Source organism: Arsenicitalea aurantiaca (assembly GCF_003994485.1).
Classification (GTDB): domain Bacteria; phylum Pseudomonadota; class Alphaproteobacteria; order Rhizobiales; family Devosiaceae; genus Arsenicitalea; species Arsenicitalea aurantiaca.
Genome location: NZ_RZNJ01000007.1, coordinates 33175 through 47921, shown reverse-complemented (window position 1 = coordinate 47921; position 14747 = coordinate 33175). Strand labels below are relative to the sequence as shown.

The following is a 14747-nucleotide window of genomic DNA, read 5'->3' as shown; positions in this document are numbered from 1 at the left end:
AACTCCTGATGCTGTCCCGCCTCGTGGGCGGTTAGAGGCCGCGACCCATTCGCGACCCCAGCCTGCGGCCCTTGCGGGCACGCTGGAAGATTACTTCACCGCGTAGGGCATGATGCCGATGAAGCGGGCGCGCTTGATGGCGCGGGCCAGCTCGCGCTGCTTCTTGGCCGAAACGGCCGTGATGCGGCTCGGCACGATCTTGCCGCGCTCGGACACGTAGCGCTGCAGCAGACGCACATCCATGTAGTCGATCTTGGGTGCGTTCGGGCCCGAGAACGGGCAGGTCTTGCGACGGCGCTGGAAGGGGCGACGCGTCTGGGTGGTGGTCAGGTCACGAATTGACATGGTCTAGATCTCCTTTTGACGCTCAGAACCGGCGCGGACGGCGTTCGCCGCCGAAGCGGTCGCCACCGCGATCACCGCGCTCGCGGTCGTCGCGCTTCTGCATCATGGCCGAGGGGCCGTCCTCGTGCTTGTCGACGCGCACGGTCATGAAGCGCAGAATGTCTTCATTGATGCGCATCTGGCGCTCCATCTCGGCGACCGCGGCGTGCGGCGCGTCGATGTTGAGCAGCGAGTAATGGGCCTTGCGGTTCTTGCGGATGCGGTAGGAGAGGGACTTCAGCCCCCAGTACTCGGTCTTGGTGACCTTGCCGCCATTGCTCGAAAGCAGTTCGGTCAGCGTGTTGGTCAGCTCTTCCACCTGCTGGGCGGAAACGTCCTGCCGCGCGAGGAAGATGTGTTCATAGAGGGCCATGAGCCGCCTTTCTGAATCTCTTGTTTCACTGCACACTCTTCGGCGCGGAGCCCCTTTGAAGCCCGGAAAGGCGACAAAGCGTTCTTCTAAAGAGCGGGAACACGGGAGGCCGGGCGATTGCCCTATCCGCCAATGGCGGACCCTCCGTTCAGCCCCCGGCCGACGAATGCAGGCGTGCAAATAGGCTGAAACCGCCCCGAAAGCAAGCCGAAACCCTTTCGTAGGCACGGGCGCCGGCCCCTTCGGCTGGCGCCGGGGTCACATGCTTGACATATTGTGCCGTCACGGGGCAAACGCCAGCCGCAACGGGGGCAGCACGGAGCGGCATCCGCACCGAAACCATTTTCAAGAGGGCTTCATGGGCAAAAGCGCATTCACCTTTCCCGGCCAGGGCAGCCAGGCTGTCGGCATGGGCCGCGAACTCGCAGAGGCTTTCCCCGAGGCCCGCGCCGTGTTCGACGAGGTGGATGCCGCGCTCGGCCAGTCCCTCTCGCAGATCATGTTCGAGGGGCCCGACGAGACGCTGCGCCTCACCGAGAATGCCCAGCCGGCCCTGATGGCCGTCAGCGTCGCCGTTGTGCGCGTGCTCGAAGCGCGCGGGGTGAGCCTCCGGGACGCGGCTGATTTCGTCGCCGGCCATTCGCTCGGGGAATATTCGGCGCTCTGCGCTGCCGGCACGTTCTCTCTTGCTGATGCGGCGCGGCTCCTGCGCATTCGCGGCGAGGCCATGCAGAGAGCCGTGCCGGTGGGCGAGGGCGCGATGGCCGCGATCCTCGGGCTCGATCTCGAGGCGGTGAGGGCGATCGCTGCCGAAGCGGGCGGCGTTTGTGACGTGGCCAATGACAACGCGCCGGGGCAGGTCGTGATCTCGGGCACGGCTGCCGCCGTCGAGGCGGCGATGGCGGCTGCCAAGGCCGGTGGCGCAAAGCGTGCGCTGCCGCTGCCGGTCAGTGCCCCTTTCCATTGTTCCTTGATGCAGCCGGCTGCCGATGCCATGGCGGCCGCGCTCGCCGAAGTCGAGATGGCCGCGCCGGTCGTGCCGCTCGTCGCCAATGTCCGGGCGCGCCCCGTGACCGATCCGGCCGAAATCCGCACACTCCTCGTCGAGCAGGTGACGGGCATGGTCCGCTGGACGGAAAGCGTCTCCTGGCTTGCAGGAGAGGGCGGGGTGGACGCCCTCTACGAACTCGGGACCGGCAAGGTGTTGACCGGGCTCGCCAAGCGCATTGCCCCCGGGGCCACGGCCACCGCCCTCAATACGCCGGCCGACATCGAGGCCTATCTTTCGGCGCGAAGCTGAATCCGTTTCCGAACAAGGACACCCCAAATGTTTGATCTTACCGGCAAACGCGCTCTCGTCACCGGCGCCAGCGGCGGCATCGGCAGCGAGATCGCCAAGGCGCTGACCGCTGCGGGCGCACGTGTGGCGCTCAGCGGCACGCGCGTGCCGGCGCTAGAGGCTGTCGCCTCCGAGATCGGGGGCGACAGCCCGATCCTGCCCTGCAACCTCTCGGACCTTGAAGCGGTCGACAAGCTCGTGCCCTCGGCCGAAGCCGCGCTCGGCGGGCTCGACATTCTCGTCAACAATGCCGGCATGACGCGCGACAATCTCTTCATGCGCATGAAGAACGAGGAATGGGACGACGTGATCGCGGTCAACCTCACCGCCGCTTTCCGCATTTCCCGTTCGGCCCTGCGCGGCATGATGAAGCAGCGATTCGGCCGCATCATTAACATCTCCTCGGTCGTCGGCGTCGTCGGCAATGGCGGCCAGGCCAACTACGCCGCCTCCAAGGCAGGGCTCATCGGCATGGGCAAGGCGCTGGCGCAGGAAGTCGCGTCGCGCAACATCACCGTCAACGCCATCGCGCCCGGCTTCATCGCCTCCGCCATGACCGACGAGCTCAACGACAAGCAGCGTGAGGCCATCTTTTCGACGATTCCCGCCGCCCGGCTCGGAACGGCCGCCGAAGTGGCGGGTTGTGCCGTCTTCCTGGCGAGCGACGCTGCCGGGTACATCACCGGCCACACCCTCGACGTGAACGGTGGAATGGTGATGGTCTGAAGCGTCTATGTGCTTGAAAAAGGCGAGTTTGCCGATTATGGCCAAACCATAGGAAGTGTGGTACTGCCGCCGCTGATCGACGGCGAGCGGCTCACTTGCGGGCAACGAAGCGCCCGCCTACAGTCAGTTTTGAATAGTCCCCGTGTCGTGCACACGTGCAGCGCGGGGCAGACAACAACGAACCAATAGCCCGCTAAAAGGAAAGTAAATATGAGCGATATCGCTGATCGCGTCCGCAAGATCGTTGTGGAACACCTCAACGTGGATGCGGAGAAAGTCACCGAGAAGGCCAGCTTCATCGATGACCTGGGCGCCGACTCGCTCGATCAGGTCGAGCTCGTGATGGCGTTCGAGGAAGAATTCTCGGTCGAGATCCCCGATGACGCCGCCGAAAGTATCCAGACCTTCGGTGATGCGGTCGCCTTCCTCACCAAGGCCGTCGGCTAACACGAGCTACCGGGTTCGATCGCATGGAACTGCGCCGCGTCGTCGTCACCGGCATGGGGTTGGTCAGCCCGTTGGGCTGCGGCATCGACTCCAGCTGGAGCAATATCCTCGCCGGAAAGAGCGGTGCGAAACGCATCGATGATTTCCAGGTGGACGACATCGCCTGCCAGATCGCCTGTCGTATTCCCCTCGGCGCCTATGCGGAGGGGAAGTACGATCCGGACGAATGGATGGAGGCCAAGGAGCAGCGCAAGGTCGACCCGTTCATCGTCTTTGCGATGGCTGCGGCCACGCAGGCCATAGCGGATGCCGGCGTCGAGCCCCGCACGCCCGAAGAGCAGGAACGCACCGGCGTGCTGATCGGCTCGGGCATCGGCGGCGTCGGGGGGATCTACGATGCCTCCGTGACGCTGCACGAAAAGGGGCCGCGCCGGATCAGCCCCTTCTTCATTCCCGGTCGCCTGATCAACCTGGCCTCTGGCCATGTCTCGATCCGGTTCGGCCTCAGGGGTCCCAACCATTCCGTCGTCACTGCCTGCTCCACCGGGGCGCACGCCATTGGCGACGCGGCCCGGCTGATCGCGCTCGGCGATGCCGACGTGATGGTCGCGGGCGGCGCCGAGAGCCCGGTCAACCGGATCTCCATGGCCGGCTTCGCAGCCTGCCGTGCGCTGTCCACCGGCTTCAACGATGCCCCCGAAAAGGCCTCGCGCCCCTATGACAAGGACCGCGACGGCTTCGTGATGGGCGAGGGTGCCGGTATCGTCGTGCTCGAAGACTACGAGCGGGCCAAGGCCCGTGGCGCCAAGATTTATGGCGAGCTCATCGGCTACGGCCTTTCGGGCGATGCCTACCACATCACCGCGCCTTCGCCCGACGGCGATGGCGGATATCGCTGCATGCAGGCCGCGCTCAAGCGCGCCGGCATTTCGGCCGGCGACATCGACTACATCAACGCTCATGGCACCTCGACCCCGCTCGGGGACGAGATCGAGCTCGGCGCCGTTACGCGCCTTTTGGGCGATGCCGCCGGCAAGGCCTCGATGAGCTCGACCAAATCGGCCATCGGCCACCTGCTCGGCGCCGCCGGCTCGGCCGAAGCGATCTTCTCGCTCCTTGCGATGCGCGATGGGGTAGCGCCGCCGACCATCAATCTCGACAATCCATCGGTCGAGACCGAGATCGACCTCGTCCCCAATACCGCGCGCAAGCGCACGATCGACGTGGCGCTCTCCAACTCCTTCGGCTTTGGCGGCACCAACGCGTCGCTGATCTTCCGCAGGGTGAACTGAACACCGCCATATTCGGGCCATCCTGCCTTGAAATCTGCACGGTCCGCCGCCGAGTGTCGCGCACCATGAAGAGGTTTGCCCCACGATGAACGACCGCCAGCAGAAGCGCGAAAAAAAGCCACGGCGCAGGCGCAACGGCTTCCTCGAAATCCTGAATGCGCTCCTGACGCTGATCGTCATCGGCATGCTGCTTGCCGGCGGCGCGGTGCTGTTCGGGGCACAGCAATTCTATTCGGCCAGCTCGGTCGCAGAGGATACGAGCTTCACGGTGGAGCGTGGCTCGGGGCTCAACATGGTCGCCCAGCGTCTTCAGGACCAGGGCATCATCTCCAACCGCTACATCTTCCAGCTCGGCAGCCTCGCGCTGCGCCGTCAGGGCGACCTCAAGGCTGGCGAATTCCGCATCCCGGCCGGTGCGAGTATGTCCGATATCCTGCGCGAGCTGACCGAGGGCAGCCCGATCCAGTATGCGGTGACGATCCCCGAGGGGTTCACCTCCTGGCAGGTCGTCGAGCGGCTCAACGCCGACAGCAATCTCGTCGGCGAGATCGCGAGCCTGCCCGCTGAGGGCACCATCCTGCCCCAGACCTACAATTACGACCGCAACAACACCCGCGCCTCCGTCCTCGAGAAGATGCAGGAAGCCCATGCCGCAGCGCTGGCGGACATCTGGGAGAGCCGCGATCCGGACCTGCCGATCGAAACGCCCGAGGAACTGGTCATCCTCGCCTCGATCATCGAGAAGGAAACCGGCGTTGCCGACGAGCGTCGCCAGGTGGCGTCCGTCTTCGTCAACCGGCTTCGCCGCGGCATGCGCCTGCAGTCCGATCCGACCATCATCTACGGGATCACCCAGGGGCAGGGGACGCTCGGGCGCGGCCTGAGGCGCTCCGAGATCGACGAGCGCACGCCTTACAACACCTATCAGATCGATCGGCTGCCCCCGACCCCGATCGCCAATCCCGGCATCGAATCGCTCCGTGCAGCGGCCAATCCCGACGAGACCGAATATCTCTACTTCGTCGCCGATGGCACGGGCGGGCACGCCTTTGCGCGGACCTATGCCGAGCATCGCCAGAACGTCGCCAACTGGCGTCGGATCGAAGCCGAGCGCGCCAGCGCCGCCGAGCAGGAATCCAACGCCGCCCGCGATGCGGTGGAGGCAGCCGAGGCCGCCGAAGCGGGCGAGGACGTGCCGGCCGAAGTCCTCGAAGACGCCGCTCCGTGACTATGGGCTCCGCTGCCACGCCTCCCGCCAGCATGACCGGCTATGGTCGCGCGGGCGCGGAGCGGGCAGGCGTGGCGATTGCCTGCGAAATCCGTTCGGTCAACGCCCGCGGGCTGGACATAAGGCTTCGCCTGCCGGCGGGCCTCGAGCGGCTCGAGCCCGAACTCCGCCGCCTGCTTGGCACGGCGTTCACGCGCGGCGCGATTAATCTCTCCCTGTCGGTCGAGCGGCGGACAGCCGGTGGCGATGTCATCGTCAACCCGCGGGCGCTCGAAACGGTGATCGCGGCGATCACCGCCCTCAATCGCCGGCTCGATCTCGCAAAGTCCACGCCTGAGGCGATCCTGGCGCTGCCGGGCGTATTAGAACTGAGCGAAGCGCGTCTCGACGATGCGGTTGAGGCCGAAATCGATAGGGCGGTGCTGGCCGTCGCGGGTGAAGCTATTGCCGGCCTCGTCACCAGCCGCCGGGAAGAGGGCGCGCGCCTGCTGCCGGTGATCGCAGCGCATCTCGACACCATCGAAGCTCTGACCGCAGCGGCGGAAGCCCACCCCGCCGGCGCGCGGGAGGTGGTGCTCGAGCGGCTTCGAACCCAGATCGCGGACCTTCTCGGCACGGTAGGAGAGATCGGGGAGGAGCGGCTAGCGCAGGAGGCGCTTCTCCTCGCGACGAAAGCCGACATCAGGGAGGAGCTCGATCGGCTCTCGGCCCATGTCGCTGCGGCCCGCCAGCTTCTCGCCGGTGGCGGCGCGATCGGGCGCAAGCTCGACTTCCTCTCGCAGGAGTTCAACCGCGAGGCCAATACCCTCTGCAGCAAGGCGAGCGCGGTGGAACTGACGGCCATCGGGCTTGACCTGAAGGCGGCGATCGATCAACTACGAGAGCAGATCCAGAACATCGAATAGGGGCACAGATGGAGTTCGCACGCCGCGGCGTCATGCTGGTCATCGCATCGCCATCCGGGGCGGGCAAATCGTCCATCTCGCGCACGCTTTTCGGTCAGGATCCGAACATCAGGCTTTCGGTATCGGTCACCACCCGCGCCCGCCGCACCGACGAGGTTGACGGCAAGCACTACCATTTCATCGACGTCCCGACCTATGAGCGCATGCGCCAGGACGGGGAATTGCTGGAATCCGCCGAAGTGCACGGCAATTTCTACGGCACGCCTCGGGCGCATGTCGAAGAGCAGCTCGCGGCCGGCAATGATATCCTGTTCGACATCGACTATCAGGGCACGCTGCAGCTTTACCAGCGGTGCCGCGCGGACATGGTGACGGTCTTCATCCTGCCGCCCTCGATCAAGGAGCTGCGCGCCCGGCTCGAGCGCAGGGCGCAGGACAGTGTGGGGACGATCGAAAAGCGCCTGCGCAACGCCAAGCTCGAAATGGCCCACTACAACGAATACGACTACATAATCGTCAATGAGGATCTGGAGAACTCCACCCAGAAGGTGCGCTCCATCCTCGCCTCTGCCCGGCTGGAACGTCGGCGCCTGACGCAATTGGATAATTTCGTCAAGGACTTGCAGAACCAGATCGATTCTCTTTGAGAAGTCCGGTCAGCCCCGCCGCAGGGGTCCGAGCGCCTGCGCCATCGCAAGAAATGCGGAGATCGGCAGGTCTTCGGCGCGCTCGTCGCCCTTGAGCCCGGCGGCCTCGAGCAGGCCTTCGACGGGCACCCCGAGCGATTTGAGGCTCTGCCGCACCATCTTCCGCCGCTGCCCGAAGGCGGCCTTCGTCACCGTCTCGACATCCCGAACGCCAAGCGCCGGATCGACAGGACGGGGCTTCAGATGCACGATCGACGAGGTCACTTTCGGGGGCGGGGTGAAGGCGTTGCGGTCGACATTGAACGCGATCCTCGCCTCGGTCCGCCAGCCGGCAAGTACGCCCAGCCGCCCGAATGGCTTGTCGCCCGGTTTCGCGACGATCCGTTCGGCGACCTCGCGCTGGAACATCAGCGTCAGGCTCTCGAAATAGGGCGGCCAGGGATTGGCGGCGAGCCAGCCTGTCAGAAGCGGGGTCGCGATGTTGTAGGGCAGGTTGGCGACGATCCGCGTCGGTCCGGAGGCGAGGGCGGCGTAGTCGATCTCAAGCGCATCGCCCTCGATCACTTCCAGCCGGCCGGGATAGGCCGCCGAAATTTCCGCCAGCACGGGCAGGGCCCGCGCATCGCGCTCGATCGCGATCACCTTGCCGGCGCCCTCGGCCAGCAGCGCGCGCGTCAGCCCGCCCGGTCCGGGGCCGACCTCGATCACCGTCACGCCCTCGAGCGGGCCCGCGACACGGGCAATGCGCGCGGTAAGGTTGAGATCGAAGAGGAAATTCTGCCCCAGCGCCTTCTTGGCCATCAGCCCGTGCGTGGCGATCACCTCGCGTAGGGGCGGCAGATCGTCGATGCGGCTCATCGGCCCGCCTCCGCCATCCTGTCGGCCAGTTTGAGCGCGGCGCGGAAGCTGGCGGCAGAGCCACGTCCCGTGCCGGCAAGGTCGAACGCTGTGCCATGGTCGGGCGAGGTGCGGACGATCGGCAGCCCCAGCGTCACGTTGACGGCGCTGTCGAACGCCACGGTCTTGATCGGGATCAGCGCCTGGTCGTGATACATCGCGACGATGGCGTCGTGCTGCCGCCAGTGCGGCGGATAAAAGAGCGTATCGGCGGGGAAGGGGCCCTGGACGGCGATCCCTTCCTCCTCGAGTGCCGCTACGGCAGGCGCGATGATGTCGCGATCCTCGAGCCCGATCGTGCCTGCTTCGCCCGCATGCGGGTTGAGCCCCGCAAAGGCGATCCGGGGCACCGCAATGTCGAAGCGGTGCGCGAGGTCGCGCGAGAGGATGCGGCCGGTTTCGATGAGGAGTTCCGTCGTGATCAGCTTGGGCACCTCGTGAAGCGGCACGTGGATGGTTGCCGGAACGACGCGCAGATCCTCATGGGCGAGCATCATCAGGGGCAGCGGCGTGACGCCATCCGTGGCGCAGAGGGCTGCGAGGTATTCGGTATGGCCCGGATGGCTGAAGCCGGCACCATAGAGGGCCGCCTTGTGGATCGGCGCGGTGACGACGGCACGGCACGCGCCCGCCCGCGTATCGGCAACAGCCGCCGCGATCGCCTCGATCACGACGCTTGCCGAGCCCGCCTGCGGCTCCCCGGGGGTGTCCGGAACATCGCCTTCGACATCGCAGACCGGCAGGGCATGGGGAAAGATCACGCCCGCCGCGCCAGGCCGCGCACCGACGATTTCGATGGAGAGCCCGAGGCGGCTTGCGCGCTCGCGCAGAAACTGGGCGTTGCCGTAAACGATGAAGGGCGGCACCTCGCCGCCCTTGCGTTCGCTGAACAGTCTGAGGATCAGGTCCGGCCCGATCCCCGCCGGCTCGCCCATGCTGACGGCCAGGGGCGCCGCATGGTCATCGATCATGAAAGCGTCCGATCAGCGGATGACGATATTGGAGCGCGAACGGACCTCGGCGAGGTACTTGTCGGCTTCGGCGCGCAGCTGCTCGTTGCCCACTTCCTGGCGAAGCTGGTTCTTGATGAAGGTCGTGTCACGCGCCTGCGCCTTCTGGCAGACGGCAAGCATGGACACGCCGTTCTCGACCACACGAGGACGGGTGATGCCGCCGACATTGATGCCGGCCAGTTCGCTCGCAATCGCCTCGGGCAGCTGCGTTGCATGCCGCCGGCCGATGTCGCGCACCGCCGCGTCGGTGAAGTTCAGCGAGCGCTGCACTGCGGTGTCGCAGCCCGCAAAGCTCGAGCGGTAGCGATTGGCCTCGGCCGTGCGGGCGCTGGCATTGCCCTGGCCGCCCGGCATGATGAAGAGCACTTCCTTGAGGATATAGTCGAAGCTGTTGGCCTCGCTGACCTGGCCCACGGCGCGCTGCTCGAGCTCGACATCCGAAATCTGCACGCGCGGCACAACGGCCGCCTGCGTCACCTTGCTCCAGGCGATGGCAGCGCGCATGCGGTCCTGCAGGGTCGAGATGTTGACGCCGCGCGAGCTCAGGATCTCGCGCAGGTTTTCGGGGCTGACGCGCAGGTTCCGCGCGACGTTGAGGATGGCCTGGCTCACCTCGGCATCGGTGACTTCGATGCCCAGCCGGCGGGCTTCCTGCATCTGCAGCGCCTCGTTGATCAGCTCGTCGCGCGCCGCATTGCGCCCGCTGCGCCCCTCGAGCTCGTAGAGCCGAAGCCGCGCGTTCAGCTGAAGGTCTGTGATCGGCTGCTCGTTGACCGAAGCAACCACGCTCGCGGCGCTCGCCGGAACGGCCATCCCCATCATCATCGTGAGGCTCAGAGCCAGAGCGGCCAGCATGCGAACCATGATCGTCATCCCAATCGTTTGAGTGCCCGTTTGAAGGCGACTCTGTTGTCCAGAAATGCGGCCAAAATCCGTGTGCCGGAGCAGCCCGCCCGCGTCAGAAGCCCAGAACGTCGCCCGATGGGCTCTTGAGCCGGAAGTTGACCGTATACCGCAAATCGTCCGGCGTGCGATGGGTCGGACCCGTGATCGTCCCCTCCGCCCCGAATTCGAGATAGCCGTCATCATAGACGAGCCCCGCATTGGCTTCCAGCCAGGTCTGCGCGCTGAGGTCCCAGGCGAGCCCGGCCGTCGCGCGCCAATAGTCGATCGGCAGCGGCGCGCCGACGCGTCCGGCTATCTCGTGCTGGTCCTCGTCCTGCCCGAGCGCCGAATCGGCGGGGCGGTAGAGATAATCGACCCCGGCCGCATAGCCGTCGCGCTCATAGGCCGCCCCGAGCCCCGCCCGCGCGATCCGCGCATCGGCCGGATCGAGCTGCACCTTCGCCCCGAGCATCGTGCCTGCAACAGGCGCGCCGCGTGCCCCGAGCACGATATAGGACGCATCCCCCGCAAGCCCGCTGCCGACCCCGGTAAGCGCCGGATCCGCTTCGGCGAACGCGTTCTCGCCCGCCAGATGGAAGGATTGCCCGCCGATCAGCTCGAGCCAGGTCCCATCGGCGAAATTGGCGAGATAGCGCCCGCCCAGCGTCGCCCTGAGCCCGGTCTCCTGCCTGTCGAAGCCGGAAAAGCGATTGTAGGAAAAGAGGTTCGTGTCATCGAAGACGAAGCTCTGGGCATCGTCATTGGTGATGCCGACGGGGCTCGTCGCGCTCCCGCGATAGGCGAGCTGCGCGATGGGCTCGAGCAAATGGCTGTCGAGGCCGTTGCGCGCAACGAGCGGCCAGCGCACGTCGATCGCCGCGATCGGCGTCGCCTCGAGGAGCGAAACCTCGCTGCCGCTGAAATCCCCGCCCGCGCCGTCATAGCTTGCCGCGTCCGCGCGCAGCCCCAGATAGGGCGTCGCGAGCACGCCGCCCGGAACGACATACTGGTTCTGCCACGCGCCTTCGAGCGCCACATGCACCTTGCGCCCCTCATGGCCGAGCACATAGTCGACGCCATTGGCAGTCACGATGTGATCGGCGCTGCGATCGACAGCGAGCAGCCTGCCATTGAGCCGCAGCTGCCCCCAGCCATCGGGCAGGTCGGTCACGCTCGCGCCGCGGATCACGGGGAGGGCGCGGCCCTGTCCGGCCTGGTCGGCTCCGCTGACATCTTCGCCCAGCAAGAGGAAATCCTGCACCCGAGCGTCGAGATAATGGTCGCGGCTCAGATGCGTCGCGTAGATCTCGTTTACCACATAGTCGTCTTCCGAGAGCCTGTAATCGGGCAGGAAGCCTGCATCCGAAAACGCAGTGTGGGTCCAGCCCGCGGTCCAGGTCTCGGCGGGGGTGAACCGGCCAGACGTCTGGATCGCCCCGCGCCATTCGCGATCCCCCAATTCGCCCGCGAAAGCGTCGGGGTCGAGCTGATAGACCCCATGGGCCTTGGCATCCACCTCGCCGAAGGCGAAGCGATGCACCACTTCGGCTCCGAGCAGCAGGCCCTGTCGGGACATCAGCCTGGGAGAGAAGACGAGATCGGTATCGGCCCCCAGTGCGACCGCATAGGGCACTTCGAGCGATGCGCCGGTCTGCTCGTCAAAAGCGATCTGCGGGGTGCGGAAGCCAGTCAGCCGCGGCTGGCTGGGATCGGGCAGCACGAGAAAGGGCAGCCACGCAACCGGAACCCCGAGCAGCGAGAGCTGCGGCTCGTCGAGGGCGATCGTCGCGTTCTCGCGGTCATAGACGATGCGCGCAGCCTTCACCGACCAGCCGATGCGGCGCCCCTTGCTGTCGATGCAGAGCCCGCAGGGGGAGTAGGTCGCCTCAGTCAGGATCGTCTCGAGGGCGTCGGCATAGCGCACGTCTTCGGCGGTGATCCTTGCGCCGTCGGCGGTCGTGATCGTCAGCGACCGCAGGAAGGCCTGCCGCATGCCGCCCGTCACCTCGACGCTGTCCGCCTCGTAGCGATTGCCGTCCGGATCGAGCACGACCACATTGCCGACGAGCCGCACCTCGCCCGAACCCTGATTGTAGACGACGCGGTCGCCGCGGGCGGTATAGCCTTCATAGACCATCACCACGCCGCCTTCGGCGCTGATGGTCTGCGTACGGCCGTCATAGCTGAGGATATCGGCCTCGATCGCGGCCTGCCCGCCGGTGCCGGGCGGTACCCGATCGAAGAAGCCCGGGGGCACGAGGCCCTGGGCAAAAGCGGCGCTTGCCATGCCCATGGCGAGCCCCAAGCCAAGGCCGGCCAGGCGCAGTGACGACACGATACTCAAGTCACGGCGCAACATCACGCTTGCCCGTCTTCCCTGTAGAGCAGCACCGTGACGCCCACGACGATTGCCGTCAAGGCCGGCCCAAGTGCTGCCAGCGTGGGATCGAGTACGCCAGCCGATCCGGCGAGATCCGCCATTTCGGTGATCACGAACACCACGAAGCCCAGAACGATGCCCGAGAACACCGTCCCCCCATATGTATTGGTCCTTCGATAACCGGCGGTAAATGCAAAGGCAATGAAGAGCGAGCCCGCGAGCATCAGCGGCATGCTCGCAAGTCGAAGAAAGCGCGTGAGCACCGCATCGCGCAGCACCGGGTCAGTGAGATCGGAGGCGAGCGCCGCGGCGAGCTCGAAGAAGGTGAGGTCGGCCGTGGAGGCGACTTTGACCTGCAGGTCTGCGGGCGTGCTCGCGGTTGCGATGCTGGCATCCCCCAGCCGCTGTGGCAGCGCCTCGGGCGTAAACCGGATCGCATCCTCGAGCATCCACGCGCCTGCACCCAGCACTGCCCGGCTCGCCGTGATGCGCACGGCGTCGGCGGCCCCCGTCATGAAGATCGTGACGTCGCCGAGGGCTGTGCCACCCGGCTCAACATTGCGCCCGACCATCACATAGTCGCTTCCCGCCGCACTCTGCACGAGCCAGAGGGCGCCGTCGGCGGTCAGCGCGCCCTGCGCCTGGGAGCGGGGCGGGCTGAGGTCGCGGTTGAGGCGTGCCGACGCCGATTCGGCGAACACCCCGACCACAAGCCCGATGAGAACGAGCGCGATCAGCGGCGCGCGCAGCACCCGCCAGATCGAGATGCCGCTCGCCGAGATGACCGTCAGCTCACGCCGCGCCTTGAGATCCAGAATGCCGATGATGGCGCCCAGCAGCACCGTTACGCTCAGCGTCTTGATCGCCCAGCGGCTCGAGCCGGCAAGGATGCCGAGCGTGCCCAGCAGCGGGCCCCCGAGTTCCGAGAGGTAGGTGAAGCGCCAGAAATCGAGCGATTCGATGAGGATGATGAGCCCGAAGAAGACCAGAACGGTCACCCCGATCCGGCCCATGATCCGGCCCAGCATGATGCGGTCGATGCGGCTCATGCGCCGCTCTCCCGACGGACCGGCACGCGGCCGGGCAGGTAGGCGCGCAACCGAACGAGCACGAGCACGAGCGCGATCGTGAAGAAGAGGAGGGCGCCCGCGACCTCGCGCAGGGCGCCCGCCACGGGCAGCGCCTCGTTGACGCTGCGCTCCAGAAAGGCGGCTGAGAGCACCACGAGCTCGATCGGTATGCGGCCGCCCCGCCGTCTGCCATGAGGAAAGGCTGCGAGCGCAGTGGCAAAAAGGCAGTAGGTGATGACCCGAAGGCCTTCGCCGAGGCGCGTCGCGATCTCGAACTGCGCGCGCGGCTCGAACGGTTCTCCGCGGGCGACCGACGCGATGATGTCGAGGCTCGTACGCTCCGAATAGCTGCGATCCCGCTCCACCGGCTCGGTCAGCTGTTCGAGGGCGACGTCATAGCCCCCGAACGCGACCCGCGAAAATTCCCCTTCGGCCGTCATGTACTCGACCGATCCATCGCGCAGCTGCAGCACGAAGCCGTCCTCGTCGGTCGCGAGCAGCGCACTTCTGGCGATATAGGTGCGGCGCATCTGCGGATCGCGCATGTCGTCGGCAAAGAAGTCCGTAATCGTGCCGTCCGCCTCGCGCCCGCCGATCGAGAGGATCACACCCGGCACGATCTCGGTGAACCGGTCGGGCGCCAGCGATCGGCCGACGAGGTCAGCCGTGATCGCCGCCGACCACGCATTGTACTGGCGCTGCGCGAGGGGCTGCACGATGCTCGAGAGCACGAGCACGAGAAGCGTCGCGGCAAGCGTGAAGAGCCCGATCGCGCCCATGAGCGCAGGCACGCGGCGATTGGAATGGATGACGGCGAGCTCATGGCTCGCCTGCAGCCCGCGAAGCGCGCGCGCCAGACCGATGGCGGTGCAGAGATAAAGGAAGATCACCGCCAGCGCGGGCATGGTCAGCACGGCCTGTCCCATCAGGGTCCAGAGCCCCTGTCCGCGCACTGAGACGAGGTCGAAGATCCGCAGGCACTGGATGAGGAAGACGAGCACCGCCGCGACCGCGAACAGCATGGCGGCTTCGCGCGTGAAGAGCCCAAGCAGATAGGCGCCGAGCCGGTTCATCGGGTCTCCGAGGGGGTGAGGGCGGCCGGCACCGTGCAACGGCTCGCCTGTCCATGCAAGCCTCCGCGCCGGCGCGTGGCCATTTCTC

15 protein-coding genes are annotated in these 14747 nt (G+C 66.4%); 7 read left to right on the top strand and 8 right to left on the bottom strand.

Translation table 11 applies throughout. The features are described 5' to 3' along the window. Positions 1 to 90: 90 nt before the first annotated feature. Positions 91 to 345 (bottom strand): 30S ribosomal protein S18, encoded by a 255-nt coding sequence (rpsR, locus tag EMQ25_RS16310; RefSeq protein ID WP_127189673.1) that lies wholly within the window; start codon positions 343 to 345, stop codon positions 91 to 93. A 22-nt stretch (positions 346 to 367) separates the two neighbouring features. Next, positions 368 to 757, bottom strand: a complete 390-nt coding sequence (gene rpsF, locus EMQ25_RS16305) for a 30S ribosomal protein S6 (protein WP_127189672.1) — start codon at positions 755 to 757, stop codon at positions 368 to 370. Between the two features lie 358 nt (positions 758 to 1115). Between rpsF and fabD the strand changes: the two genes are divergently transcribed. From fabD to gmk, 7 genes are all read left to right on the top strand, one after another. Continuing rightward, entirely contained in the window at positions 1116 to 2057 is a 942-nt protein-coding gene (gene fabD, locus EMQ25_RS16300; protein WP_127189671.1) for an ACP S-malonyltransferase, read from the top strand. A 27-nt stretch (positions 2058 to 2084) separates the two neighbouring features. Continuing rightward, positions 2085 to 2822: a 3-oxoacyl-[acyl-carrier-protein] reductase gene (fabG, locus tag EMQ25_RS16295; protein ID WP_127189670.1), complete on the top strand. Its 738-nt coding sequence runs from the start codon at positions 2085 to 2087 to the stop codon at positions 2820 to 2822. 210 nt (positions 2823 to 3032) lie between these two features. Then, positions 3033 to 3269: an acyl carrier protein gene (locus tag EMQ25_RS16290; RefSeq protein WP_127189669.1), complete on the top strand. Its 237-nt coding sequence runs from the start codon at positions 3033 to 3035 to the stop codon at positions 3267 to 3269. A gap of 29 nt (positions 3270 to 3298) precedes the next feature. Continuing rightward, complete coding sequence (gene fabF / locus EMQ25_RS16285) at positions 3299 to 4561, top strand: beta-ketoacyl-ACP synthase II (protein ID WP_127189765.1); 1263 nt, start codon at positions 3299 to 3301, stop codon at positions 4559 to 4561. Between the two features lie 85 nt (positions 4562 to 4646). After that, complete coding sequence (gene mltG, locus EMQ25_RS16280; protein WP_127189668.1) at positions 4647 to 5789, top strand: endolytic transglycosylase MltG; 1143 nt, start codon at positions 4647 to 4649, stop codon at positions 5787 to 5789. A gap of 2 nt (positions 5790 to 5791) precedes the next feature. Continuing rightward, positions 5792 to 6694, top strand: a complete 903-nt coding sequence (locus EMQ25_RS16275) for a YicC/YloC family endoribonuclease (RefSeq protein WP_204570077.1) — start codon at positions 5792 to 5794, stop codon at positions 6692 to 6694. Positions 6695 to 6702: 8 nt separating this feature from the next. After that, the gene (gene gmk, locus EMQ25_RS16270; RefSeq protein WP_244606626.1) at positions 6703 to 7341 is read left to right on the top strand and encodes a guanylate kinase; all 639 of its coding nucleotides are present in this window, start codon (positions 6703 to 6705) and stop codon (positions 7339 to 7341) included. Positions 7342 to 7350: 9 nt separating this feature from the next. On the opposite strand, the gene rsmA is transcribed toward gmk, so the two are convergent. From rsmA to EMQ25_RS16240, 6 genes are all read right to left on the bottom strand, one after another. Then, positions 7351 to 8199, bottom strand: coding sequence for a 16S rRNA (adenine(1518)-N(6)/adenine(1519)-N(6))-dimethyltransferase RsmA (gene rsmA / locus EMQ25_RS16265; protein ID WP_127189667.1), 849 nt, complete (start codon positions 8197 to 8199; stop codon positions 7351 to 7353). Then, entirely contained in the window at positions 8196 to 9209 is a 1014-nt protein-coding gene (pdxA, locus tag EMQ25_RS16260; RefSeq protein WP_127189666.1) for a 4-hydroxythreonine-4-phosphate dehydrogenase PdxA, read from the bottom strand. Before pdxA ends, rsmA begins: the two co-directional genes overlap by 4 nt. A 12-nt stretch (positions 9210 to 9221) precedes the next feature. Beyond that, positions 9222 to 10130 carry a peptidylprolyl isomerase gene (locus EMQ25_RS16255; protein ID WP_280177646.1) on the bottom strand — a complete coding sequence of 303 codons (909 nt, stop codon included), beginning with the start codon at positions 10128 to 10130 and terminating at the stop codon, positions 9222 to 9224. Between the two features lie 79 nt (positions 10131 to 10209). Continuing rightward, positions 10210 to 12471 carry an LPS-assembly protein LptD gene (locus EMQ25_RS16250; RefSeq protein WP_158626117.1) on the bottom strand — a complete coding sequence of 754 codons (2262 nt, stop codon included), beginning with the start codon at positions 12469 to 12471 and terminating at the stop codon, positions 10210 to 10212. A 23-nt stretch (positions 12472 to 12494) separates the two neighbouring features. Further along, a complete protein-coding gene (locus EMQ25_RS16245) occupies positions 12495 to 13565 on the bottom strand; it encodes an LptF/LptG family permease (protein ID WP_127189663.1) in 1071 nt (356 codons plus the stop codon). After that, positions 13562 to 14659 (bottom strand): LptF/LptG family permease, encoded by a 1098-nt coding sequence (locus EMQ25_RS16240; protein WP_158626116.1) that lies wholly within the window; start codon positions 14657 to 14659, stop codon positions 13562 to 13564. Before EMQ25_RS16240 ends, EMQ25_RS16245 begins: the two co-directional genes overlap by 4 nt. Between the last annotated feature and the right edge of the window lie 88 nt (positions 14660 to 14747).

What these genes read in the sequence shown, in the direction of transcription:
- rpsR (WP_127189673.1), bottom strand. Translation starts at nt 345, where the DNA reads ATGTCAATTCGTGACCTGACCACCACCCAGACGCGTCGCCCCTTCCAG.
- rpsF (WP_127189672.1), bottom strand. Translation starts at nt 757, where the DNA reads ATGGCCCTCTATGAACACATCTTCCTCGCGCGGCAGGACGTTTCCGCC.
- fabD (WP_127189671.1), top strand. Translation starts at nt 1,116, where the DNA reads ATGGGCAAAAGCGCATTCACCTTTCCCGGCCAGGGCAGCCAGGCTGTC.
- fabG (WP_127189670.1), top strand. Translation starts at nt 2,085, where the DNA reads ATGTTTGATCTTACCGGCAAACGCGCTCTCGTCACCGGCGCCAGCGGC.
- EMQ25_RS16290 (WP_127189669.1), top strand. Translation starts at nt 3,033, where the DNA reads ATGAGCGATATCGCTGATCGCGTCCGCAAGATCGTTGTGGAACACCTC.
- mltG (WP_127189668.1), top strand. Translation starts at nt 4,647, where the DNA reads ATGAACGACCGCCAGCAGAAGCGCGAAAAAAAGCCACGGCGCAGGCGC.
- EMQ25_RS16275 (WP_204570077.1), top strand. Translation starts at nt 5,792, where the DNA reads ATGGGCTCCGCTGCCACGCCTCCCGCCAGCATGACCGGCTATGGTCGC.
- gmk (WP_244606626.1), top strand. Translation starts at nt 6,703, where the DNA reads ATGGAGTTCGCACGCCGCGGCGTCATGCTGGTCATCGCATCGCCATCC.
- rsmA (WP_127189667.1), bottom strand. Translation starts at nt 8,199, where the DNA reads ATGAGCCGCATCGACGATCTGCCGCCCCTACGCGAGGTGATCGCCACG.
- pdxA (WP_127189666.1), bottom strand. Translation starts at nt 9,209, where the DNA reads ATGATCGATGACCATGCGGCGCCCCTGGCCGTCAGCATGGGCGAGCCG.
- EMQ25_RS16245 (WP_127189663.1), bottom strand. Translation starts at nt 13,565, where the DNA reads ATGAGCCGCATCGACCGCATCATGCTGGGCCGGATCATGGGCCGGATC.
- EMQ25_RS16240 (WP_158626116.1), bottom strand. Translation starts at nt 14,659, where the DNA reads ATGAACCGGCTCGGCGCCTATCTGCTTGGGCTCTTCACGCGCGAAGCC.